Origin of the sequence: Synechococcus sp. H55.8 (assembly GCF_047462375.1) — a bacterium.
Taxonomy (GTDB): domain Bacteria; phylum Cyanobacteriota; class Cyanobacteriia; order Thermostichales; family Thermostichaceae; genus Thermostichus.
On the sequence record NZ_JANSJC010000013.1, the window covers coordinates 35,159 to 56,681 of the forward strand.

A 21,523-nucleotide genomic window follows, 5' to 3' on the forward strand; every position below is an offset into this window, starting at 1 on the left:
TGTGACGGTTCAGGGGAAATGCGAGGGTCTGCCGTTCACCGCTTTCCGTCCGGATAGAGCCGATTTAGCCCCTTGCGAGCCTTAGCATAAACATCCAAGGTGGCATTCATTTTTAGGATCTGGCGGTAAACTTGCTCGGCCCGGGCGATTTCCCCCTCCTGCTCCAACTTCTCGGCCAGCTTGAGCAAACTTTGGGCCGAGGGATCCGCCAAAGAACCCTGCTCCTGCAGTTGCTGCAGCTCTTCCAGGCGCTCCTGCACCATTGGTCGCAACAGCCAGGAATCATCCAGATCCAACACCTCTCGGTAGTAGCGCTGGGCCTCTTTGAAGTTCTTCTGCTCGTCGTAGGCTTCCGCCAGTTGCAGAGCCAGCTCCGCCGTGGGCCGATCCTTAAACTGGCGATGCAGTTGGTTCAGCCGCCGCAGGAAGGGGGATCCCTGCTGCGGGTTTTGTAAATCCGGGGCGTGTTGAACCGGCAGATAGTTGCTCCTCTCCGCCGATTGTTGAGGGGAAGGGGCAGGCTCCGCGGCTTGAGATCGAAGGGGCGTTTGACGGCTGATGCTTTTGGGGTCAATGGGGGCGGGCTTGTAGACCCAAATCGGCTGATCCGGAGAGGATGCCGGTGGGGTTGGGTGTGGGATCGGCTGGGGCAAGGGAATGGTCTTGCGCTCCGGCGGTTCAGAAGGGGGTTGCTTCAGTTCTGCAAGGGCGCCGGGAGGTTTGGGGGCTTGGAATTGAATTGCTTTGGGAGTCTCCCTGCGCTCTTGGGCCAATTCTCGATAGAGGGCGGCCAATTGGGCATACCCCGCTTCTTCGTAGGCGGTGGCCAGCCAACGGGCATTCTCCGGGCTGGGATCCGCACGATAAGCCCGCCGCAGCAACTGCAAAGCAGTGCCATAATTGCGCTCTCGAATGGCTGCCTGCCCCAAACTGGCTGAGCTGACCCCGGTTGTATCGCTAGCCATGGTTCTCCGTTATGCCTTGCTGTGCAGCGATAATAAATCAGTTTTCCTTTTCCAAGCCAGCCACTCAGGGCAACCTTGGCAACTGGATCCCTTGGCCATAGCATACCCTTGTCGAGCCGAACGCTGACTGTTGGGAAAGACTTCTCTTCTTGTTGGGATCTGCTCGATAGACATCTTTAGCCGATGTTGATTTGAGATTGAGGCGTTGAGATCTGGATGTGAGGCGTACTTTCAAGCTAGCTTGTAGTCAAGACCCGAGCAGCGACAGGTTTCGGCGCAAACATGATTCAACAGTTTCGAGAGCGGTACCCTATGGGCAGTTTGCTCACCGATCTGTTGCGCGTAGAAGAAGGGATCTACATTGTCAAAGCCCAGGTGGTGGTGAACAACACGGTTCTGGGTAGTGGTATTGCCGGCTCCAACACAGTAGAAGAAGCGGAAGATGCTGCGCTGAAGCGCGCTTTAAACCACGCAGGATTCGGTCATTCCGCAACTTCCTTGAGCTTGGGTATGGATTCTGCTGCCGCCAGGCTGCCCTATTTGCCAACTCCCGACTTGGCCTTGGCCAATGGGCGCACCCACTCTTCTCCTGCCCCTCAAGCCCCTGAGCCAACAGGGATCCCTGCGAAGCCGACTCCCTCAGAATTGCCCAGCTTGAGCGAGCCGGGAGCCTATGGAGATGATCTATCAGACATCATTGCTCAAACAGATGTCGAGATGCAGCGTATTGGCTGGGGCCGCAAGGAAGGACAAGAGTTCCTGGAGCGTCGCTTCCAAAAAAAATCTCGCCACCAACTGAATGAGGCCGAACTGCGGGAGTTCTTGCGCTATTTAAAACAGCAGCCGTCACGCCTCAACAGCGAGCCTCGTTTTTGATTTTCCCAGACTCCCTCACCCCCAACCCCTCTCCCAGAGGGAGAGGGGAGTTTAGACTTGACTTTGGAAAAATCCCTTGCCCAGAGGCGGGAGAATAGATCAAACCGCTGGGCTCTGGAATAGCCACGGCTAGGGCGCACCCACAATCACAGTGGTGTCTTGCATTGTCTTCACGACGGTCTCGCCTCCTTCCGAGAGCACAACCCGTCGCTCTGGCACCGATACTCCGGCCACTTTGGCAGTTTGGTAGTTCTGCCCGGCCTGCACCACAGAAGGGATGACGCCTGGGCCAGAAACCAAAGCAAAGGATTCGCCACCAATCTGGATCATCCCAGAAACCTGCACGCTGCGGGCAAAGGCCGCCGGGTCAGGAGTGGGCGTCGGGAGCGGCGTGGCCACTGCTACGGGCACTTCGCCACCGGGCGGAGGCAGTTCCGGAGGCGGAGGCAGAGGTGGCAGGTCAAGGGTTGGCTCAGGGGCACGCACGTTTTGGGGCACAAAGGGATCCGCCCGTCCGGCCCCACTTAAGGCCCGCTGGGTTTCCTGCTCCCGATCCACCGGTGGGATCAGGCTAGAGGCAGCTTGGGTAGCCTGCAGAAGAGAAGGCACCGGCGGAGGTTGGTCGGGAGCAGTTTGGCCAAAGCCTTCGGGCAGGCTCGCCGTTTGTTGCCGGGCAAGAGCCTGCATCTGGCTGGCTCCCCGCGCCAGAGTAGCGTTCATATCCTGTTCCCAACGGCCTGAGGCGTTGAGCCGCATAACTACAGGGCTGCTGCCGCCGCGCGACTCCACCCAGATCTCGGCTTCTGTGTCGCTCAGCCGACGGGAGCGGAGGATGCGCGATCCCGGCGGCAAAAGCGGCTGCAGCGCCAGCTCCGCTTCGGGAACCGCTTGTTCGTTGGCCAAAGCAGAAGATAAACGAGGGGACAAGCACAACATGCCCCCTGCCGACAGCAGGAGGATCCCAAGTGAGAGCAGTTGGCGACCAGGCGAAGATTTCAGCATAGAGACCACCGGGAGAGAGCCTCGCATCACCAAAATAGCCAAAATCTTGGGGATGGGGCTCGCCTCTAGTCATGGTTTGTCTGAAAAACGCTGGGCTAAGGGTTAACATCGTTCACTTTTCAGAAAGAGGTGCTATCCTGTAGCAGCGAATGGAAGGTGGCCTGTGTTGCTAGCCTTTAAGACAGCGTTAGACCTGAATAGCAAGCAAAGGACCCTGGCTGCCCAGCACGCAGGCGTGGCCAGGCACGCCTACAACTGGGGCCTGGCAATCTGCAAGCAAGCCTTGGAGAACAAGCACAAGCTCCCTACAGCCATCGACTTACATAAGCGGCTGGTGGCAGAGGTCAAGAAGGAAAACCCTTGGTACTACCAGGTATCGAAATGTGCGCCTCAACAAGCCCTGAGAAACTTGGAGCAAGGAATCAAGAGGTGGCGCCAGGGGCTGGGGCGCTTCCCCGTGTTCAAGAAGAAGGGTAGGCATGACAGCTTCTACCTGGAAGGATCCATCAAAATCTCAGGGAACCGAATCAAGGTTCCCGTCTTAGGTTGGCTGAAGTGCCACGAGCAGTTACCTGCAACGTCTCCCAAGAACGTCACGATTAGCCGCCAAGCCGACCGGTGGTATATTTCGTTCAAGTTCGAGGCCCCTGCCCCCCCAGAGCCAGAGAAGGACGGAGAGGTGGTTGGGGTGGACTTTGGGATCCACAACCTGGCCACCTGCTCCAACGGCAAGACCTTTCCCAACCCAAAGGCCTATCGAAGGTCAAAAAAGAGGCTGGCGCGGTTGCAGCGAAGGGTGAGCCGCAGGCAAAAGGGCTCCAGAAATCGAAAGCGAGCAGCGATGGCGGTGGCCAGGCTGCACAAGAGAATTGCCGACCTGCGCAAAGACAACCTGCACAAGTTGACCACGTACCTAGCCAAGAGGTATCGGGTCGTGGTTATAGAAGACTTGAACGTTTCGGGGATGGTGAAGAACCCCAAGTTGGCGGGCAGCATTGCCGATTGTGGGTTCTATGAGTTTAAGCGACAGCTAGAGTACAAAGCAAAGCTCTACGGCTGTCAATTGGCTGTAGCGGATAGGTTTTATCCCTCTAGCCAATTGTGTTCTCGCTGTGGTCATCAGCAAAAGATACCACTGCACCAGAGAGTGTTTCGCTGCGAAAAATGCGGTTTTGTGATAGACCGCGACTTAAATGCCTCCCACAACCTGGTGAAATGGTATCAAACTACCCTGAGCTCCAGGGGAAGTTACGCCTGTGGAGATTCCTCTGCCGGGGTTGGGCAACCAACTAGGTATGAATCGTTGAAGCAGGAAGGAAGCAACAAGTTGAACGAAAGTCCGCTTTTGTTCAGCGTTGTGTAAGTCTTTCGGAGCGGTTGGTTCGCCGACTAGGTATGAGTCGTGGAAGCAGGAAGAAAGCAGCAACCTAGACAAAAGTGGACTTTTGTTCAGTGTTGTATAGGTCTTTCGGAGCGGCTCAATCGAGCTGCTTTTTTCAGCAACAATGCTAGGATTTCCCAATCAAAGCCTCAGCCCCTGTCGATAGGGATCCCGACCTCAAAGCCGGCCCCTATCCGAGCGCAGCAAAGTTTGTCATACTGGAGGAAGATTGTAAATATTTGTTAAGGCCATGACTGTCTCTGCTTTGGATCCTGTCAACCCCGCTCGTCTGGAGGAAATCGCCCAACGCTTGCGCAGCCAACGCCCTGCGGATCGCATGGTGGCCTTGGCCCAGTTGCGGGATGTGCCAGCGGAGCAGGCGGTGCCGCTGATTTTGCAGGTCATCGACGACGAAAACCTGCAGGTGCGCTCTTTTGCCGTCTTTGCCCTGGGGATCAAGCAGACGGACGCCTGTCTGCCCAAGCTGCTGGAGATCCTCACCCAAGACCCGGACTACGGCATTCGCGCCGATGCGGCAGGCGCCCTGGGCTACTTGGAAGATCCGCGGGCTTTTGAGGCCCTGGTGCGGGCTTTTTATGAAGATGTGGAGTGGCTGGTGCGCTTCAGCGCCGCCGTGGCCCTGGGCAACCTGAAGGATCCACGGGCCTATGAGGTGCTGCTGCGGGCGTTGGAGGGGCCGGAAGTGTTGCTGCAGCAGGCGGCCATTGCAGCTCTGGGAGAACTGGGGGATCTGCGGGCTTTGGATCACATCCTGCGGTTTGCCCAGTCGGAAGATTGGCTGGTGCGGCAGCGGCTGGCCCAGGCCTTGGGAAATCTGCCCTCGCCCAAGAGTGTTTCTGCCCTCAACTATCTGGCCAGGGATCCCCACGATAGCGTTGCCGCGGCGGCTTTGGATTCGCTGCGGCGGCTGCGCCAAAGGGGCTTCCCAGAGCCCACGCCTGAGGCGGGATCCCGGCCAGCCGATTCGGAAGCAAGCTAAGCTGGAAATCCGGGTTTGGCCTGGTGTAGGGAGGCGAGGATTTGCCGACCCTTGTTGTTTCCTGATCCCCTGCTGCGATGGTTACCAGCCCCCATCCTCTAGTTGCTCCGGAGATAGCCGGATCCCCCTCTCGGCCCCGCATTGTGGCGGCCCTTTCTGGGGGGGTAGACAGCTCCACGGTGGCGGCCCTTCTCCACGAACAGGGCTATGCCGTGGAGGGAGTGACTCTCTGGCTGATGCGGGGGAAAGGCCAGTGCTGCACCGACGGCCTGGTGGATGCTGCTGCCATCTGTGAGCAATTGGGGATCCCCCACCATGTGGTGGATAGCCGTGAGCTGTTTCAGGCCGCCATTGTCGATTACTTGGTGGCCGGCTATGGGGAGGGGATCACACCGCTGCCCTGCTCCCAATGCAACAAGCTGGTGAAGTTCGGCCCCCTGCTGGCCTATGCCCGCGAGACGCTGGGCATCTCTCAGATCGCCACCGGCCACTACGCGCGGGTGCGTTTTGAGGCCGAGCTGGGGCGCTATCAACTGCTGCGGGCGGTGGATCGGCAGAAGGATCAGTCCTATTTTCTCTACGACCTCAGCCAGGAGCACCTGGCCCACAGTCTCTTCCCCTTGGGCGAGTACACCAAGGCCCAGACCCGTCAGATTGCCGCGCGCTACGGCTTGGTTACGGCAAACAAGCCCGAAAGCCAGGATCTGTGCTTGATCGAGACCTACGGCTCGATGCGCAACTTTTTGGATCAGCACCTGGGTCAAAGGCCGGGGGAAATTGTCGATACCCAGGGGCGAGTCCTGGGATATCACGAAGGTATCCACCACTACACCGTCGGCCAGCGCAAGGGGCTGGGGATTGCCTCTTCCCGTCCGCTCTATGTGGTGCGCATCGATGCGGCCATGAACCGCGTGGTAGTGGGAGAGCGGGAAGAAGCCACCCAAGCTGAGGCGTGGGTGCGGCGGGTGAACTGGGTCTCGATCCCTGCGCCGGCAGAACCCTTGGCCGTGGAAGTGCAGGTGCGCTACCGTACCCCACCGGTGCCGGCTATGGTGATCCCAAAATCGCCGGAGCGGGTGAAGCTACAGTTTGCCGAGCCGCAATTTGGCGTCACCCCTGGCCAAGCCGCCGTCTGGTACCACGGGGATCTCCTGCTGGGAGGCGGCATCCTGGAGCGCCCTTCTCCCTAACTAGAGATTCGGCAGAGCTCTCTGGCATTACTCCCCTCTCCCCCTGGGAGAGGGGCTGGGGGTGAGGGCAGTGATGGCAAAAATAGGAAAGGGATCCCTTCTCGTCTCAAGACGGAGCACAGGGATCCCCTTTTTGCCATCCAAACAGGGGTAAAAACTCTTAGCTATTGGTAGGCCGCTTGCTCTTTCAACTGCTGCAGGGATCGGAACAGGAGCACCGTATAGATATCGAGGATGGGCGCAACTGCTGTGACGGCAGCATTTCCAACCACAACCGCACCCAAGGCAGCTCCCAGGATCCCCCCAACAAGAAACAAAATCAGGAGTGGGATGCCGAAGATCAAACTCACAGCCAGCAAAGCCCAAAACACGCCCCACCAGCGATCTTTGACGAGGTTCCAACTGTAGCCCAGACCTTCCGTGGCACCTTTGCCTTCCAGGGCAATCGCACAGAGAGTGAAAACCAGCCTTACCCCCCAGTAGATACCAGGGAGCACAAACAGCAGCATCCCAAGCATGACAATTAGCGCCAGCAGAATGCTGCCGAAAACCAGGGGCACTGCCTTCGAGAGGGCCCAGTCGAGGCTGTTGCCCAGTAGGGGAGCTTGCCGCTTCAGGTGCTGATCCACCAGCCAAAAGGCTGCGCCAGCCAGGATGGGAGCAACAATTAGGCTGTAGGCCAAATTGAGGATCCCCCCAAAAAGTGGGATCAGCTCTGCGACGATGGGAATGACAAAGCCGGGAGAGGCCAGGATCAACAGCGGCCCATAGACGGGGCCTACAACTTCAAACGAGCGCTGCAGAAGGAAAAACGGGTTAAGAGTAGCGCTTTGCATGGTAGAGGGATCCCTGTGGCAACCACCCCCTTCATACCACGCCATCCCCCTTTTTGGGCTGAGAAGGGGATTAAGAAAGTCAAAGTCTGTGTCTTGCTATACAGAAGATTTTTGTAAAATCCAGGCCGCCGCTTGTTCGCCGCTGCGCAGGGATCCCTCGAGGCTGCTCTGGTGGGTGTATTCTCCAGCCCAGAGAAGGCCCGGCAGGCCGCTGCAGGTGGGAACCAGATGCTGCTGAAAGCCGGGCGGCTGGACAAACTGGGCAAAAGGGATCCGATACACCCGCAGCAGGCGCAATCGTTCCAAGGGGGCTTTGGGAAAATAGGTTTGCAGCTCGGCCCGGCAGGTTTGGGCCAGTTCCTCATCGCCCAGAGGGGGATCCCCCAACACCGTCACCGAATAGAGGTGTTGGCCGGCAGGAGCCAGCGCCGGGCTGAGGCGGGTGAGCTGCACCCAGTGGTTGATCCAGCCTTGGCCACTGGCGTTGAGGTACAAGTAGGCACCGCGGGCCAGGGAAAAGGGGGCGCAGAAATAAAGGCAGGTCACCGCCCGTCCCTGGGTGGGGATGGGCGCAGCAGCTTGAGGGCAGAGCTCGGCCTGCCAGGCCCGCGCTTGAGGGGCATCGGTGGCGCAGACCACCCACTCGGCAGGGATCTCCTCGCCCTTGGCGGTGCGGATCCCGCGCACTTTTCCCTCTTCCACCAGGATGCGCTCCACCGAGGTTTGGTAGCGGATCTGCTCTGGGGCAAGGTGGCCGGCCAGTTGGCGGACAATCTCTCCCATGCCCAGCGCCGGGGTGACGATGGCTCCTTCGGCCATCATCTTGAAATAAAAGGCAAAGAGGCGGGCGCTGCTGGCCAGATCCGGATCCAAAAGAATGCCGCGGAAAAAGGGGTAGAAGAAGTGCTGGCAGATCTTTTGGGAAAATCCGTACTCCTCTAGGAACTCTCGCACCGAGCGGTCAGATCCCCCCAGTCCTTCCTGGAAAACCTGTTCTGGGGTGCGCCGCGCCAGCTCCGCCCGCAACTGCAGCACCTTGAGCTTGTCGCCAAAGCTGGCCAAGGGGTTGAAGAGGGAAGGGACAATGCTGGTCGGATCCCGCAGGGGATCCCCCAACAGCCAGCAGCGACCGGGTTGGGCCAGCATCGCTCCCGGACGGTAGGGGCAGGGATTGAGCTGGCCTAGATCCAGATGCCGCCGCACTTGGGGATAGGCGGTAAACAGCACCTGAAAGCCACGATCCAAACGGAAGCCCTCCACCGCGTCGGTGCGCACCCGCCCGCCGGGGCCGTCGCTTTTTTCCAGGACTAGGACATCGCTCCAACCCGCCTGGCTCAGCACCTTGGCGCAGGTTAAGCCGGCCAGCCCTGCCCCGATAATGACCACTCTGCCCATGCTGCTGGGATCCCTTCTCCGTGGAGTATTTTACCTGGCTCGATTCCTCAAGGCTGAGTCCCCTTCTGAGGCAGGATGTTCTGGCCCCCAGATGCGAATGGCGCCATCGGCACCGCCGCTGAGAAGGGTTTGCCCGTTGGGGCCAAACAGCAGAGCACTCACCATCCAAGTCTGGCCGCCCAGGGTGCGCAACTCTTTGCCGCTGCCCAAATCCCAGAGTTTGATCTGCTGGGCGCGGTGATCGGTGCCGCTGGCCAGCAGGCGGCCATCGGGGCTGAGGGCAAGGGTGGCCAAGCCAGACAAGGGCTGGGCCAGAGTGCGCTCGAGGGATCCCGTGCCCACGTTCCAGATCCAGACGCCGGAAGCGCTGGCGGCGAGCAAGTGGCGGCCATCGGGACTGAGGAGCACCTGCTCGATGGGGTAGTCGGCCTCCAGGGTTTTCAACAAAGCCCCGCTGCCGGGATCCCAAAGATGAACGGTGGGATCCCCGTTGGCGGCCACCAGGATCCAGGGCGGGCTCCTTTTTTCCGCCACCCCAGAGGGAGCGAAGGCCACCGCCGTAATGCCTGACCCCTGGGTAACCGGGTGGGCGGCGCTGTCGATGGTGCGCACCAACTGGCCATCCTCAGCTTGCCAAAGGCGAATGGTACGGTCGGCGCTGCCGCTGGCAATCCAACGGCCATCGGGGCTGATGGCGACGCTGTTGATCAGCTCGGTGTGGCCCTGCAACTGCAGCCGTGGCACCCCATCCCCCAGGGTGACCAAATCCCAAACCCGCACCGTCTTGTCGGCCCCCCCACTCACCAAAAAGGTACCATCGGGGCTGATGGCCAGCGTCTCAATCGAGCCTTCGTGGCCTGCCCAGCTCTGCAGCAGTTGGCCGGCCTGGGGATCCCAAAAGCGGATGACACCGTCGTCTCCCCCGGCAACCAGGAGATCTCCATCCGGGCTGATGGCCAGAGCGGTGATAGCGGCGGGGCCTTCCAGTGTGGCCTTGAGCTGCAAGGACTTGGCCCAGTCAGCTAGGTTGAGGGCAGGGCTGGAAGAGGATAGGGATCCAGTCCTGGAGGGATTGGGCGGCTGCTCTGGGGAGCTGAAGCTTTTGAGCCCAGCGGATCCCAAATTTGCCCTCGTTCCCGCGGGCGGGACAGAGTCCCTGGGCACAATTGCCTTCTCTCCCCACAGGCTGAGGTTGGCCGCCAGTTGCCAGGCAGCAGCTCCGAGTAGCACCAGCAAAGCCGCCAGACTACTCCCCGCCCAAAGTGGTGGGATCCAGAAACGCGCCCGCAGTGATACCGAGGAACGCGGCGGCGTAGTCGGCTCCTGTAAGGGAGCGGCGGCAACAGGGTCGGGCAGGATCTCAGCGCCGGGAGAGACGCCCTCTGCCAGAGGCAAAGCCTGGAGAGCGGCCAAAGCTGCCGCTGCCGAAGCAAAGCGCTGCCGCGGGTCACAACCCCCCAGGCAATCCAAAAAAGCGGCAAAAGGAGCGCTGGTAGGAGCCAGATCGTGCCAGCGCAGCTCTCCCGTCAACGGGTCGCGAAACAGCTTGTGGGTCGGGATCCCTGAGAGGGCCTGTATGGCGATGAGACCAAGTGCCTCCAGATCGCTGTCGGCAGCCTCGGGCCCAGAGTTGCAGCAGCCCAAGCCCAACACCACCCAGCGGCCATCCGCCCGGCGACAGATTAGGCGAGAGGGCTCTAGGTTGCAGCAGTTTACCCCCTCACTGTGTAGCAAGGCCAAGGTTTGCAGCACATCTTGCAAAAAGGCCCGCACCTCAGCTTCTGTCCAAGGCTGACCTTGCTCAGTGGCCTGGCGCAGGGCCTGTTCCAGAGTCTGCCCCTCGATCCACTCTTCTACCCAGTAAAAATCTCCCTCTTGCTCAAAATAAGTCAGCAGGCGTGAGATACACTCATGGGATCCCAGGCGTTCCCACAGCGCCATTGCCTGTTCAAATCGCTGCCGGGCGGCAGAGGGCTCTTCCCCCTTGGGAGAGCGAGGTTGCCAACGCCTGATCACCACCCAGCTCTGTTCAGGGCGATGGCCATCTTGGGCCAGGTAGGTTTGCCCGCTGGATCCCAGTTCTTCCAAGATCTGATAGCGGCCACCCAGGGTCTGCCCTACCATAAGGACTCCGGCTACTCCAGGCATATATGGTCTACCGTTCGCGTCAGCACTGCGGAGCACTTTAGCGGGACGGAGTTCTTTGGCTCTACCCTTGGGGAGGATGCGAACCTTTTCCTTCTGGATCATCATGCCACACGGGCAAAAGGCTCAGAGTAACCCTGAGTTACTCAGTGGCCGGGGGGATGTCGTTGCAAAACCTGCTTTAGGTAGCGCCCCGTATGGGATCCGGGATGCTCGGCCACTTCTTCAGGGGTGCCGACGGCAACAATCTGGCCGCCCTGGTCGCCCCCTTCCGGCCCCAGGTCAATAATCCAGTCGGCACAGCGGAGGATGTCCAGGTTGTGCTCGATCACCAGCACGGTGTTGCCCGCATCCACCAACCGCTGCAGAACATTCAAGAGCTTGTGAACGTCGTAGAAGGACAGGCCGGTGGAGGGTTCATCGAGCAGGTAGAGGGTTTTGCCGGTGGAGCGGCGGGCCAGTTCTGCCGCCAGCTTCACCCGCTGCGCTTCCCCCCCGGAAAGCGTCGGAGCGGGCTGGCCCAGCTTGATGTAATCAAGGCCCACATCGGCCAAGGTCTGTAGAATCTTGGCGGCAGGGGGTAGGGCGGCAAAAAACTCCAGCGCCTCCCCCACCGTCATGTCTAGGACTTCGGCGATGTTTTTGCCCTTGTACCTGACCTGGAGGGTCTCGCGGCTGTAGCGGCTGCCCCCACACACCTCGCAGGTGACGTACACATCCGGCAGGAAGTTCATTTCAATCACGTTCACCCCCTGCCCTTTGCAGGCTTCACAGCGCCCCCCCTTGACGTTGAAGGAAAAGTGGCCAGAGTGATAGCCCCTGGCCTTGGCCTCTAGAGTCTGGGCAAAGGCCTGGCGGATGGGATCAAAGAGGCCCGTGTAGGTGGCGGGGTTGGAGCGGGGGGTGCGGCCAATGGGGGATTGGTCGATGACAATGACCTTGTCGATGTGTTCAATGCCGTGTAGCTCCCCCATTTCCGTTGGCTTAGGCACCTTCTGGCCGAGGGAGTGTTGCAGGGCAGGGTAGAGCAACTCGTTGACCAGGGTGGACTTGCCGGAGCCGGAGACGCCGGTGACGCAGACCAGCTTGCCCAGGGGGATCTCCACATCGATGTGCTTGAGGTTGTTTTTGTGGGCATCGGTGAGCTTGAGGGAGACGGCTTTGCCAGGTCGCCGCTGAGCTGGGGTTGGGATCCGCCGCCGCCCCGACAGATAGGCGCCGGTGAGGGAGCGCTCGCAGGCTAGGATGTCGGCTAGAGATCCTTGGGCCACCACTTCTCCGCCGTGGATGCCAGCGCCAGGGCCAATGTCCACGATGTGGTCGGCGGCGCGAATGGTCTCTTCATCGTGTTCCACCACAATTAAGGTGTTGCCCAGATCCCGTAGGCGGAATAGGGTTTGCAAGAGGCGTTGGTTATCCCGCTGGTGCAGGCCAATGGAGGGTTCGTCCAGCACGTAGAGCACCCCCGTCAGGCCGGAGCCAATCTGGCTGGCCAGTCGGATCCGCTGCGCCTCGCCCCCCGAAAGGGTCATGGCCGGTCGGGCTAGGGTGAGGTAGTCAAGGCCCACGTCAATTAAAAACTGCAGGCGGGTTTTGATCTCCCGCAGCACCAGCTCGGCAATCTGTGCTTGGCGGGGGGTAAGCTGGAGCTGCTCCAGGCGCTGCAGGCAGTCGCGGATGGAGATCTCGGTGAGATCCGTGATGCGGTAGCCACCGACGCGCACGGCCAGGGCCTCTGGCCGCAGCCGGGATCCGCCACAGGCAGCGCAGGGGCGGTAGGTGAGGTAGGTCTCCAGCTTTTGCCGGTAGGTTTCGGCGGTGGTTTCTTGGTAGTGCCGCTGCAACTGCGGGATCACCCCTTCGTAGCGACGGTAGTAGCCGCGGCCCCGGTAGGGGGATTCCGCCTCAACGTAGATCTCCTGGTCGCTGCCGTAGAGGAGGAGCTGCTGCTGCTCGGGGGTGAGGTCGCACCAGCGGCTGCTGAGCTCAAAGCCAAAGGCCTTAGCAGCCCCCGCCAGTAGGGCCAGATAGTAGGGGTTCTCCCGCTCCGCCCAGGGAGCAATGGCCGCATAGAGGGGGAGCTTGGGATCCGGCACGATCCGGTCGGGGTCGAAGATGGGTTCAAAGCCCAGGCCGTGACAGACGGGACAGGCGCCGATGGGGGAGTTAAAGGAAAATAGCCGCGGCGACAGCTCGCCCAGCACGGAGCCGTGTTCGGGGCAGGCAAATTGTTCCGAAAAGATCAGCTCCGTTGGCTTGCCGTTGAGGTACTGCCCCGCCACCTCGGCTACTTTTTGCAGCAGGTGTTCCCGTTCGTCTTCACGGGGCAAGAGCTCCACCACCGCCAGTCCCCCCGACTGGCGCAGACAGGTGGTCAGGGAATCGGCCAGCCGCTCTGCGATGTTGGGGCCCTTAACCAGCCGATCCACCACCACCTCAATGGTGTGGGCCTTGGTTTTGGCCAACTCAATTTCCTCGCTGAGATCCCGCACCTGGCCGTCGATGCGCACCCGCACAAACCCCTGCTGGCGCAGGCTTTGCAAGAGCGCTGCGTGGGTGCCCTTTTTTCCCCTCACCACGGGCGCAAGCAACTGAAAGCGCGTCCGCTCCGGCAGGGCCAGGATCTGGTCCACCATTTGATCCACCGTCTGGGGGGCAATCACCCGGTCACAATGGGGGCAGTGGGGGATCCCGGCCCGCCCATACAGCAGCCGCAGGTAGTCGTAGATTTCGGTCACGGTGCCAACCGTGGAGCGGGGGTTGTGGCTGGTGGACTTTTGGTCGATGGCAATGGCTGGGCTCAAGCCCTCGATGCGGTCTACATCCGGTTTGTCCAGTTGCCCCAGAAATTGCCGCGCATAGGCGCTGAGGGACTCCACGTAGCGCCGCTGCCCCTCGGCAAAGATGGTGTCGAAGGCCAGAGAAGATTTTCCAGACCCGGAGACGCCGGTAAACACCACCAGGCGATTGCGCGGGATCCGCAGCTCGAGGTTTTTGAGGTTGTGCTGCCGCGCCCCCACCACATGGATTTCGTTTTGGCCGGACATCTCATCCCCTCTGTGTGCAGCGTGGGTGGAGACTCTGCCCAAAATTGGCGAGTCGAAAAACAACAAAAGTTAAGGAACATTAACGATTCTAGTGCTGCAGCAGAAGTCTGTCTTCTCCCCATCGCAAGGGGTGCCGGAGAAGAGGAAAGACTTGGCTATCTTGGAAGGGCCACTTGAGGGATCCCGAAGCAACCTAGCCCATGACCTGGCCACTGCTTGCCGTCCAAAAGCTCTTCATCTACCTGCTGGTGGGGATCGCCTTTGCCGCCCTTTGTCTGGGAGATCAGGCCCTGTCGCCGGCGGTTATCGCCCTCTGCTTGGCAGCGGGGGCTGCCAGTTGGTTTTGGGAGCCGCCCCGCATTAGCTTTGCCCGCTATGCGCCCCTGTGGATGCCCCTGACGGTGAGCGTGCTGGTCAGCCTGGCGGCCCTGGTGCTTGCGGGCGTGCTGCCGCTTTCGGATGGGGCCATAGGCCTGGTGCTCTACCTTACGGGGGCCAAGTTGTTTCAGCGGGAGCGGGCAGCCGACCACATTCAGTTGGCGGTGTTGTCTTTGCTTCTGATGGCCATTGCCACCCTCTTTAACGAGGACATCAGCTTTGGGTTTTTATTCCTGCTGTATGTGGGGGTGGGGCTGGTTAACCTCACCCTCTATCACCTGCGCCTGCAGGCGGAGCAGCACCCCCAGGCGGCTAGCCAAGTCCGCGGGATCGACCTCAACTTTCTGGGGTTGCTTGGATCCCTGGCTTTGCTGGCAACCCTTCTCGCGGTGGTTTTGTTTTTCCTCTTTCCGCGCCTTAGCTTGGGGCTCCTAGGCCGGCAGGCCCGCTCGCCGGTGATGACCACTGGCTTTGCCGAGGAAGTCAGCCTGGGGGAGTTCGGCACCCTCAAGACCGACAGCACTGTTGTTATGCGGGTGGAGTTCCCGGCGGGGGTGCCGCCTCAGGTGGAGTCCCTCTACTGGCGGGGGATCAGCTTTGATCGCTACGACGGGCGGGCTTGGTCGCGGACGCTGAACCGCGCGATCCCGATTTTCCCCACTGCAGCAGGGGTCTTTGCCCTCTCGGCTTCCCCCTTGATCCCCACCGCTAGCGACCTCCAGTTCCTCCCCCTGGAGCAGCTTATCTACCTAGAGCCGCTGGCCACCAACACCGTCTTTGGGGTGGCGCCGCTGCTGGAGGTGGAGTGGTTGGATCGGGGGGGGGCGATGACCCCTCAGCAGGCATGGCAACGGCAAACTCGCCGCCTGCTCCTGCACGAGAGCGGGGATGTGAGCCATTCCCTGCCCCCCCGGCTGCCCTATCTCTACCGCGCCGTGAGCTGGATCCCCCGCGATCTGGGGCCCCGCCTGCGCCAGCTCGGCCAGGCGGAGTTGCTAAGTGCTCTTGACTCAGCCCAGCAGGCAGCCTACCTGCAGCTGCCGGCAGATCTGGATCCGCGCATTCCCGCCTTGGCAGAGGAGATCACCGCCGGGATCCCCGATGTCTTTGGCAAGGCGACAGCTCTGCAGAACTACCTGCTGGAGAACTACGCCTACACCACGGATCTGCCGGATCCCGGGGCCGAACCGCCTTTGGAGGCCTTTTTGTTTACCCACCGCCGCGGCCACTGCGAATACTTTGCCACCGCCCTGACGGTGCTGGCCCGCAGCATTGGCATCCCGGCCCGCGTGGTCAATGGCTTTTTGGGCGGGCGCTGGGTGGCGCAGGAAAAGTACCTGGCGGTGCGCAACGCCGATGCCCATTCTTGGACGGAGATCCCCTTTGGCCCCTATGGATGGATCCTCTTCGACGCCACGCCGCCAGAGGCCAATGTTAGCCAGCGGCAAAGCTGGTGGGATCCCCTGCAAGATTTTTACGACAGCCTGCGCTTCCGTTGGTTTAAGTACGTCATCCAGTACGACCTATCCACCCAGCGGCAGATCTGGCGGCAGATTCAGGAGATCGCCAGTGCAGTAGCGGTCTCTTCCGATCGAGAGGATGTTGCCGCCGCCTTCCGTCGCGGTCTGGTGGGCTGGGGGCAAAGGCTGCAACAGAACAGCCTGCCGCTGCTGGGGGTGATTTTGATCACCGGCTTCACGGCCTACTGGGGCCGCCGCCGCCGCTACCAGGCTTTGCACTGGCGGGATGGGGGATGGATCCTCTTGGCCACACTTGGCAATGGAGTGGTGATGGGATCCCTGTGGCAGCCGCCCCCAGAATGGCCCACCTGGATGATCGGGATCCTGCTGCCAAGTCTGGCCTTTGCCGGCATGCGCTGGATCCCGACGGCCCTGCCCAAATCGCAGCGGCGCCGCCAGGCAATCTCCAGACTTTACCTCCAACTGCGGGAGCTGGCGACGGCAGTGGGGATCCCAGCCCACCTGGGTCCTGAAGCCTGCCTAGAACACTTGCGCCAGTCCAACTTGCCCCAAGCCGAGCTCGCCATCCAGTTCCTGCAGCGCTACCTGGAGGTGCGCTTTGGCGGGATCGCGCTGGAAGCCGGGGAACTGCGGCGTTGGCAACAATGCCTCAGACAGCTTAGGCAGGCCTGGCAGACCCAAAATTCCTCCCTTGCCCCCAAAAGAGCCGCTTGACCGGAAGACGGCTATGTCCTGGCGCAAGTCTCCCAAGAGCTCTACGAGAAGCCTTGACATTATGAAGGGGTTAAGAGATAGTTAACTCTAGGTATAGACCCTGCCATAGACTGGGGCGGCAGGCCATCGCTACAAGTGAGCTCTGCCCTCAGGTTTAGCCTAGCCCTTGCTAAGTGCTCCAAGGCTGTGTTACTTTTCTTGACGTTCAGCCTTGAACAAGCAAGGGCAGGTTTACTATGCGTAACTATTCTCTGAGGGCAGCTTTGGCCGCAACGCTGTGCTTGCTGTCCTCTTCCCTTTTTTCTAGCCTGGCCCAGGCGGCGCCAAAGCCGACCGGCAACGGGGCGATCTTTTTCCACCCCGATGGCACTTCGGCCTCCCACTGGGACATCACCCGCATTCTCCACTACGGCCCGGATGGCTTCTTGAACTGGGATCGCCTGCCTGTCATCACCACCTATCGTGGCCATCACCTTGACCTGTTGGGTGGAACCTCCAACGGCGGGGCGGTGACGCATGCCACAGGCACTCGCGTGCATGGCGCGACTTTTGGCTTGGATCCCGACGGCAAAGAGTATCCCTCGGCCAACGGCACCCTGAACACAATTATGGAAGATGCCATTGAGGCAGGCCTGGGCACGGCTCTGGTGCAGTCGGGATCCATCATCGAGCCGGGGACGGCTGCTTTTGTGGCTGAAGCTCCCAAGCGCAGCGACTACGAGGAGATTGCCCTGGAAGTGGTGGAGTCGGGGGTAGACATCATCCTGGGGGCCGGTGAGGAATGGCTGTTGCCGGAAGGCGTCCAGGGGCGCTTTGGCCAAGGGAAGCGCAAGGATGGCCGCAACCTCATCGAGGAAGCCAAGAAAAAAGGGTATGCCGTCGTCTATACCCGCGACGAGCTGCTGAAGCTGCCGGCGGATGCCGCCAAGGTTTTGGGGGTGTTCAACGTAGAGGACACCTTCTACGACAAACCTGAAGAAGAGCTGCGCAAAGAAAACTTGCCCAACTACATCGCCAGCGCACCCACCATTGCCGAGATGACGCAGTTTGCCCTAGAGCGGATCTCCCGCAATCCCAAGGGCTTCTTCGCCGTCATTGAGGAAGAGGGCACCGACAACATGTGCAACAACCTCAATGCTTCCGGCTGCCTGGAGGCCATGAAGCGGGCTGACGATGCCATTGGGGTAATTCTTAACTTCATCGAGAAGAATCCCAAAACCTTCATGATCACCACCAGCGACAGCAACGCCGGCGGGATGCAGTTGGTGGATGTGGAGTCTGCCGATGAGCCGCTGCCCCCCACTGACCCCGAAGAAAGCGGCGCCCCTATCGATGGCGTCGAGGGCACGGGTACGAAGCCATTTGTTTCAGCACCCGACAAGAACGGCAACCGCCGCCCCTTTGCGGTGGCGTGGGCCACTGGAGACGACGCCGGCAGTGGAGTTATCGCCCGCGCGGCGGGCCTGAACGCCCAAGAGCTGGTGCCCACCACCGGGATCCTGAACACCGACATCTACCGCATTCTCTACACAGTTCTCTTCGGGGAGCGCATCCCCAGCGAGCTGAAGCCGTAGTCTCAGGCAACCCGGCATTGGCTCCGAACTTCTGAAGACCGAGGGGATCCAGGCGATCCCCTTTTCATTTCCATAAGTCATTAACGCAACGCTGTCGCGAACGCGCTGCTCTAACTCCCCTCTCCCTGAGGGAGAGGGGTTGGGGGTGAGGGAGTCCCTGAGGGAGAGAGGTTGGGGGTGAGGGAAGTCCTTGCCACGTCTTGTCCAGAGCTAGGAAAGAGTGGATAGTCTGCCCTGGGCCGGCTGAGAACGCCTCTGCTGCACCGCCTGGTAGCGCCGCTTGAACTCCTGCTGCTGCACCTTGTGATCCACGATGGGATCCGGGTAGCCGCAGCGCCGCCGCTCCTGTAGGGCCCAGGATCCCTTGGGATCCTCCCCCACCCACAGCAAAGCCGGGGTATCTAGCCCCGCCAGCTCCGGCAGGTAGCGACGGATGTACTCCCCTTCCGGGTCGTAGCGGGCTGCCTGGGTGGCCGGGTTGAAGATGCGCAGCGGCCTGGGATCCGTGCCCACACCGGCGCTCCACTGCCAGCCGCCGTTGTTGGCGGCCAGATCCCCGTCCACCAGCTTCTGCATAAAGTAGCGCTCTCCCCAGCGCCAGTCGATGAGCAGATCTTTGGTCAGAAAGCTGGCCACGATCATGCGGCAGCGGTTGTGCATCCAGCCGGTCTCGTTGAGCTGGCGCATGGCCGCATCCACGATGGGGTAACCCGTCTGCCCGGCGCACCAGGCCTGAAACCAGTCCTGCCGGTTGCCCCACTCCAGCGCATCAAAAGCTCGTCGGTAGGCGCCGCTCTCCACGTGGGGCCAGTGGGCCAGGACATGCTTGTAAAACTCGCGCCAGCACAGCTCCTGCCGCCAAGTTTGCAGGCTGCTTTCGGCCTCTTCACTGCGCACCTCTGCTTCCACCTCCCGCGTGGCCTGCCACACCTGACGAATGCCGATGGTTCCCCAGCACAGGTGGGGACTGAGGAGAGAGGTACCCTGTTCAGCCGGAAAATTGCGGGCCTGCTCGTAGTCCAAAATGCGCAGGCCCTGACAAAAATCCTCCAGCAGCGCTTGAGCTGCCCTCTCGCCTGCCGCCGGGATCCGCTGCTCGCAGACAAAGCCCAGATCCGCCAAGCTGGGCAGAGGTTGAGCTTTCAGGCTTGGCAGCGGCTGGAGCTCCTTGGGAGTGGGGAAGGGATCCGGCTTAGGCAAGCTGGACCAGCGGCGCCAGAAAGGGGTAAAAACCGAGTAGGGATCCCCCGCCTGGGTCACCACTTCCCCCGGACCGTGCAGCAGCATATCTTGGTAAGAAAAAGACAGGATCCCGGCTTCCGTCAAGCTGGCCCGCACCTGACTCTCCTGCTGCCGGGCCAAGGGATCCAGATCCTCGTTCCAAAACACGGCCTGCGCCCCCAGCTCGGTGGCCAACTGCCGCAGCTCCACCGCCGGATCCCCCCGCCGCCAGAGGAGCGGGATCCCCATCTGGGCGTAGCGCTCCTGCAGCTCCTGCAATGCCTGGAGGAGAAACGCCACCCTGGCCGGGGCCATATCCGCCCGCTGCAAAACCTGCGGGTCGAAAACGAAAACCGGCACCACCTGCGGGCTGCGCTGCGCCGCCGCGTGTAGGGCTGTGTTGTCTGCTAGCCGCAGATCGCGACGGTGCCAAATCAAAACCGGGGAAGTCATAGGCTACTGAGGGACGGGATCCCATCTTGGCCGGTTCCCACCACCCCTTTCAACTCATTCCCCCCTCCCGGACAGCCAGGAGCTAGACTATGAAGAACCTTAAAGGGCTCTGTCAAAGCTCTGGACGGTCGAGCAGCCGGCTGGGACAATAGCGGCAGCGTTCATCTGGCTTTTGTTGGCCATCGCTGTACCCCATTGCATAAGCTGTATCCCCCAACATCACCACCAATTGAGTTAGCTTCAGGGAGAGCAAGGGGTCAAGCGGCTCTGTGACATTCAGCATAAACTGCTCAATGGAGCGCCGCAGGGCCTCTGGCGTCTTGATCATCACGTCTCCATCCATCCATCGATGGCTTTAGGTATTCATACTCAAGGCAAGGTGGACATGGATTCAAGATAAAGGTAGAAGAGAGAGATGCTCGTAGCATCGGCTACTGTTCTGGGGATCGAGCCGACGAGGACTCTGCTCCACACCGGCCAGAGCCGGTTTGCGGATGAGCGGTAACCTAGGTATCCAAAAATGGCGACAGCGCGACGGGTGGCACGGGTAGCCGAGCTGATCAAACGGGAGGTCAGCCAAATCCTGCTCTCGGAGATCAAAGATGACCGCGTGGGGGCGGGCATGGTCAGCATTGTGGATGTCGAGGTTTCCAATGACTTGCAAAATGCCCGCATCTTCGTCAGCATCTATGGCGATGAAGCGGCCCAGCAGCAGACCATGGAGGGGCTGGCCTCTGCCACTCCCTTCGTGCGGCGGGAAATTGGCCAGCGCCTCGGCCTGCGACGGGTGCCGACGGTGGTGTTTTTGCAGGATCGCTCTTTGGAGCGGGGATCCCGGGTTCTGACCCTGCTCAACCAACTGAGACCGCCTGCCGAGGCTCAACAACAGGAGGAGCCCGGGGTTGAGGAAACGATGGAGGACACCGCCGGGGGTGAAGAAGACAATTGAGCAAACAACAATGGCTGCCCACTTTCGTGCCACCTTGGGGGATCTGCGCTAAAGCTCAGCCTGCTGTGCACAAGAGAGCAAAGAATCTACCCTGATGGCCAACGGCTTCGCGGCGACGCGGACAATGTCAAAGCCAGGTTTTCTCACCGAGAAGTTTTTGGATTTGTTAGGCTGAAGAAACTACACAGCCCTTCCCGTGGTTACCTGAACAGGATCAATGCCTGCGGCACGCCTAAACGACCACCAGAGCGCTCTATCCCAACTGGGAGTCGCAATAGTGCCGCCCACTGATAACGCGAAGGCATCAGCGTCGCTGTAGCGAACCTGCGAAAGGGCTGTAAAGTTTCTGTCCATGCCTTTTCTGCCTTTTCATGGATGTTCAAAGCCCACTGCAACCGGATCCCGCCCTGGCAGGTGCCACCCCTCTCCAAGCTCTGCAGGCTCTGAACCAGAGTGTTGCCGAAGCTTTGGTTTCCTGCTTGAAAGGGCAACCCCAACAAGCCACTCAGCACCTTTTACTGGCTCTGCCGCAGTTAATGGCTGCTCTGGGGGCTTTGAGGCAAAAATCTTCCGTTGGCGTCAGCGGGCCGGAGGCCTTGGCTGAGTCTACAGGCCGCGTTTCAGAAATCAACCCCAAGCGCATCATTCACATCGAGGGCAACCGTGTGGAAGTGTGGGTAGATAACCAGATTCGCAGCAGTTGGAGCATCTGGTCGGTGGGAGATCTCAAGGAAGTCTGCCGGCTGGCAGAAGAATTTGATTGTGGCCTCAGCTATTCTTTAGGAGATAGCTCAGGGTCGAAGTCGGCAATGCTGCTGTTGCCCCCCAATGCCGTCGATTTGCCCGACCGGCTCTCCAATCCCGAAGACTCCGCTGCCTAGCACCCTCAGCTTCGGTTGCTGCTTTTGCCGTTCAA

General features: G+C 60.6%; 16 protein-coding genes. 8 read left to right on the plus strand and 8 right to left on the minus strand.

Annotated features, from left to right (window positions below; all coding sequences use genetic code 11):
* Positions 1-35: 35 nt before the first annotated feature.
* Positions 36-965 (minus strand): hypothetical protein, encoded by a 930-nt coding sequence (locus NW862_RS07175; protein ID WP_414337630.1) that lies wholly within the window; start codon positions 963-965, stop codon positions 36-38.
* A 312-nt stretch (positions 966-1,277) separates the two neighbouring features.
* On the opposite strand from NW862_RS07175, the gene NW862_RS07180 reads away from it, so the two are divergent.
* Positions 1,278-1,841 carry a hypothetical protein gene (locus tag NW862_RS07180; RefSeq protein WP_414337632.1) on the plus strand — a complete coding sequence of 188 codons (564 nt, stop codon included), beginning with the start codon at positions 1,278-1,280 and terminating at the stop codon, positions 1,839-1,841.
* A 129-nt stretch (positions 1,842-1,970) separates the two neighbouring features.
* On the opposite strand, the gene NW862_RS07185 is transcribed toward NW862_RS07180, so the two are convergent.
* The gene (locus NW862_RS07185) at positions 1,971-2,843 is read right to left on the minus strand and encodes a hypothetical protein (protein WP_414427058.1); all 873 of its coding nucleotides are present in this window, start codon (positions 2,841-2,843) and stop codon (positions 1,971-1,973) included.
* Positions 2,844-3,006: 163 nt separating this feature from the next.
* On the opposite strand from NW862_RS07185, the gene NW862_RS07190 reads away from it, so the two are divergent.
* From NW862_RS07190 to mnmA, 3 genes are all read left to right on the plus strand, one after another.
* Positions 3,007-4,206, plus strand: coding sequence for an RNA-guided endonuclease InsQ/TnpB family protein (locus NW862_RS07190; protein ID WP_414348209.1), 1,200 nt, complete (start codon positions 3,007-3,009; stop codon positions 4,204-4,206).
* Between the two features lie 268 nt (positions 4,207-4,474).
* Positions 4,475-5,224: a HEAT repeat domain-containing protein gene (locus NW862_RS07195; RefSeq protein WP_414347654.1), complete on the plus strand. Its 750-nt coding sequence runs from the start codon at positions 4,475-4,477 to the stop codon at positions 5,222-5,224.
* Between the two features lie 77 nt (positions 5,225-5,301).
* Positions 5,302-6,414 (plus strand): tRNA 2-thiouridine(34) synthase MnmA, encoded by a 1,113-nt coding sequence (mnmA, locus tag NW862_RS07200; RefSeq protein WP_414336169.1) that lies wholly within the window; start codon positions 5,302-5,304, stop codon positions 6,412-6,414.
* Between the two features lie 164 nt (positions 6,415-6,578).
* Here the strand turns inward: mnmA and NW862_RS07205 are convergent, their stop codons facing one another.
* From NW862_RS07205 to uvrA, 4 genes are all read right to left on the minus strand, one after another.
* A complete protein-coding gene (locus NW862_RS07205; protein WP_414427059.1) occupies positions 6,579-7,250 on the minus strand; it encodes a glycerophosphoryl diester phosphodiesterase membrane domain-containing protein in 672 nt (223 codons plus the stop codon).
* Positions 7,251-7,346: 96 nt separating this feature from the next.
* Positions 7,347-8,645 (minus strand): FAD-dependent oxidoreductase, encoded by a 1,299-nt coding sequence (locus NW862_RS07210; RefSeq protein ID WP_414347772.1) that lies wholly within the window; start codon positions 8,643-8,645, stop codon positions 7,347-7,349.
* Between the two features lie 30 nt (positions 8,646-8,675).
* Positions 8,676-10,769, minus strand: a complete 2,094-nt coding sequence (locus NW862_RS07215; protein ID WP_414347775.1) for a protein kinase domain-containing protein — start codon at positions 10,767-10,769, stop codon at positions 8,676-8,678.
* 167 nt (positions 10,770-10,936) lie between these two features.
* Positions 10,937-13,837 (minus strand): excinuclease ABC subunit UvrA, encoded by a 2,901-nt coding sequence (uvrA, locus tag NW862_RS07220; RefSeq protein WP_414427060.1) that lies wholly within the window; start codon positions 13,835-13,837, stop codon positions 10,937-10,939.
* Between the two features lie 200 nt (positions 13,838-14,037).
* Between uvrA and NW862_RS07225 the strand changes: the two genes are divergently transcribed.
* Together NW862_RS07225 and NW862_RS07230 are read left to right on the plus strand one after the other, a co-directional pair.
* Entirely contained in the window at positions 14,038-16,410 is a 2,373-nt protein-coding gene (locus tag NW862_RS07225) for a DUF3488 and DUF4129 domain-containing transglutaminase family protein (protein WP_414427061.1), read from the plus strand.
* Between the two features lie 236 nt (positions 16,411-16,646).
* On the plus strand, positions 16,647-17,984 hold the full coding sequence (locus NW862_RS07230) for an alkaline phosphatase (RefSeq protein WP_414334852.1): 1,338 nt from the start codon (positions 16,647-16,649) through the stop codon (positions 17,982-17,984).
* 210 nt (positions 17,985-18,194) lie between these two features.
* On the opposite strand, the gene NW862_RS07235 is transcribed toward NW862_RS07230, so the two are convergent.
* Positions 18,195-19,658: a cryptochrome/photolyase family protein gene (locus NW862_RS07235; RefSeq protein WP_414347241.1), complete on the minus strand. Its 1,464-nt coding sequence runs from the start codon at positions 19,656-19,658 to the stop codon at positions 18,195-18,197.
* Between the two features lie 112 nt (positions 19,659-19,770).
* Positions 19,771-19,986 (minus strand): hypothetical protein, encoded by a 216-nt coding sequence (locus NW862_RS07240; protein WP_414347243.1) that lies wholly within the window; start codon positions 19,984-19,986, stop codon positions 19,771-19,773.
* A 192-nt stretch (positions 19,987-20,178) separates the two neighbouring features.
* Here NW862_RS07240 and rbfA point away from each other — a divergent pair, with 192 nt between their 5' ends.
* Together rbfA and NW862_RS07250 are read left to right on the plus strand one after the other, a co-directional pair.
* Positions 20,179-20,607, plus strand: a complete 429-nt coding sequence (gene rbfA, locus NW862_RS07245) for a 30S ribosome-binding factor RbfA (RefSeq protein ID WP_414334855.1) — start codon at positions 20,179-20,181, stop codon at positions 20,605-20,607.
* Between the two features lie 371 nt (positions 20,608-20,978).
* A complete protein-coding gene (locus tag NW862_RS07250) occupies positions 20,979-21,488 on the plus strand; it encodes a hypothetical protein (RefSeq protein WP_414334856.1) in 510 nt (169 codons plus the stop codon).
* Positions 21,489-21,523 lie beyond the last annotated feature (35 nt).

Coding starts and splice junctions, on each gene's coding strand:
- NW862_RS07175 (WP_414337630.1), bottom strand. CDS start 965: ATGGCTAGCGATACAACCGGGGTCAGCTCAGCCAGTTTGGGGCAGGCA.
- NW862_RS07180 (WP_414337632.1), top strand. CDS start 1,278: ATGGGCAGTTTGCTCACCGATCTGTTGCGCGTAGAAGAAGGGATCTAC.
- NW862_RS07185 (WP_414427058.1), bottom strand. CDS start 2,843: ATGCTGAAATCTTCGCCTGGTCGCCAACTGCTCTCACTTGGGATCCTC.
- NW862_RS07195 (WP_414347654.1), top strand. CDS start 4,475: ATGACTGTCTCTGCTTTGGATCCTGTCAACCCCGCTCGTCTGGAGGAA.
- mnmA (WP_414336169.1), top strand. CDS start 5,302: ATGGTTACCAGCCCCCATCCTCTAGTTGCTCCGGAGATAGCCGGATCC.
- NW862_RS07205 (WP_414427059.1), bottom strand. CDS start 7,250: ATGCAAAGCGCTACTCTTAACCCGTTTTTCCTTCTGCAGCGCTCGTTT.
- NW862_RS07210 (WP_414347772.1), bottom strand. CDS start 8,645: ATGGGCAGAGTGGTCATTATCGGGGCAGGGCTGGCCGGCTTAACCTGC.
- NW862_RS07215 (WP_414347775.1), bottom strand. CDS start 10,769: ATGGTAGGGCAGACCCTGGGTGGCCGCTATCAGATCTTGGAAGAACTG.
- uvrA (WP_414427060.1), bottom strand. CDS start 13,837: ATGTCCGGCCAAAACGAAATCCATGTGGTGGGGGCGCGGCAGCACAAC.
- NW862_RS07225 (WP_414427061.1), top strand. CDS start 14,038: ATGACCTGGCCACTGCTTGCCGTCCAAAAGCTCTTCATCTACCTGCTG.
- NW862_RS07230 (WP_414334852.1), top strand. CDS start 16,647: ATGCGTAACTATTCTCTGAGGGCAGCTTTGGCCGCAACGCTGTGCTTG.
- NW862_RS07235 (WP_414347241.1), bottom strand. CDS start 19,658: ATGACTTCCCCGGTTTTGATTTGGCACCGTCGCGATCTGCGGCTAGCA.
- NW862_RS07240 (WP_414347243.1), bottom strand. CDS start 19,986: ATGATCAAGACGCCAGAGGCCCTGCGGCGCTCCATTGAGCAGTTTATG.
- rbfA (WP_414334855.1), top strand. CDS start 20,179: ATGGCGACAGCGCGACGGGTGGCACGGGTAGCCGAGCTGATCAAACGG.
- NW862_RS07250 (WP_414334856.1), top strand. CDS start 20,979: ATGGATGTTCAAAGCCCACTGCAACCGGATCCCGCCCTGGCAGGTGCC.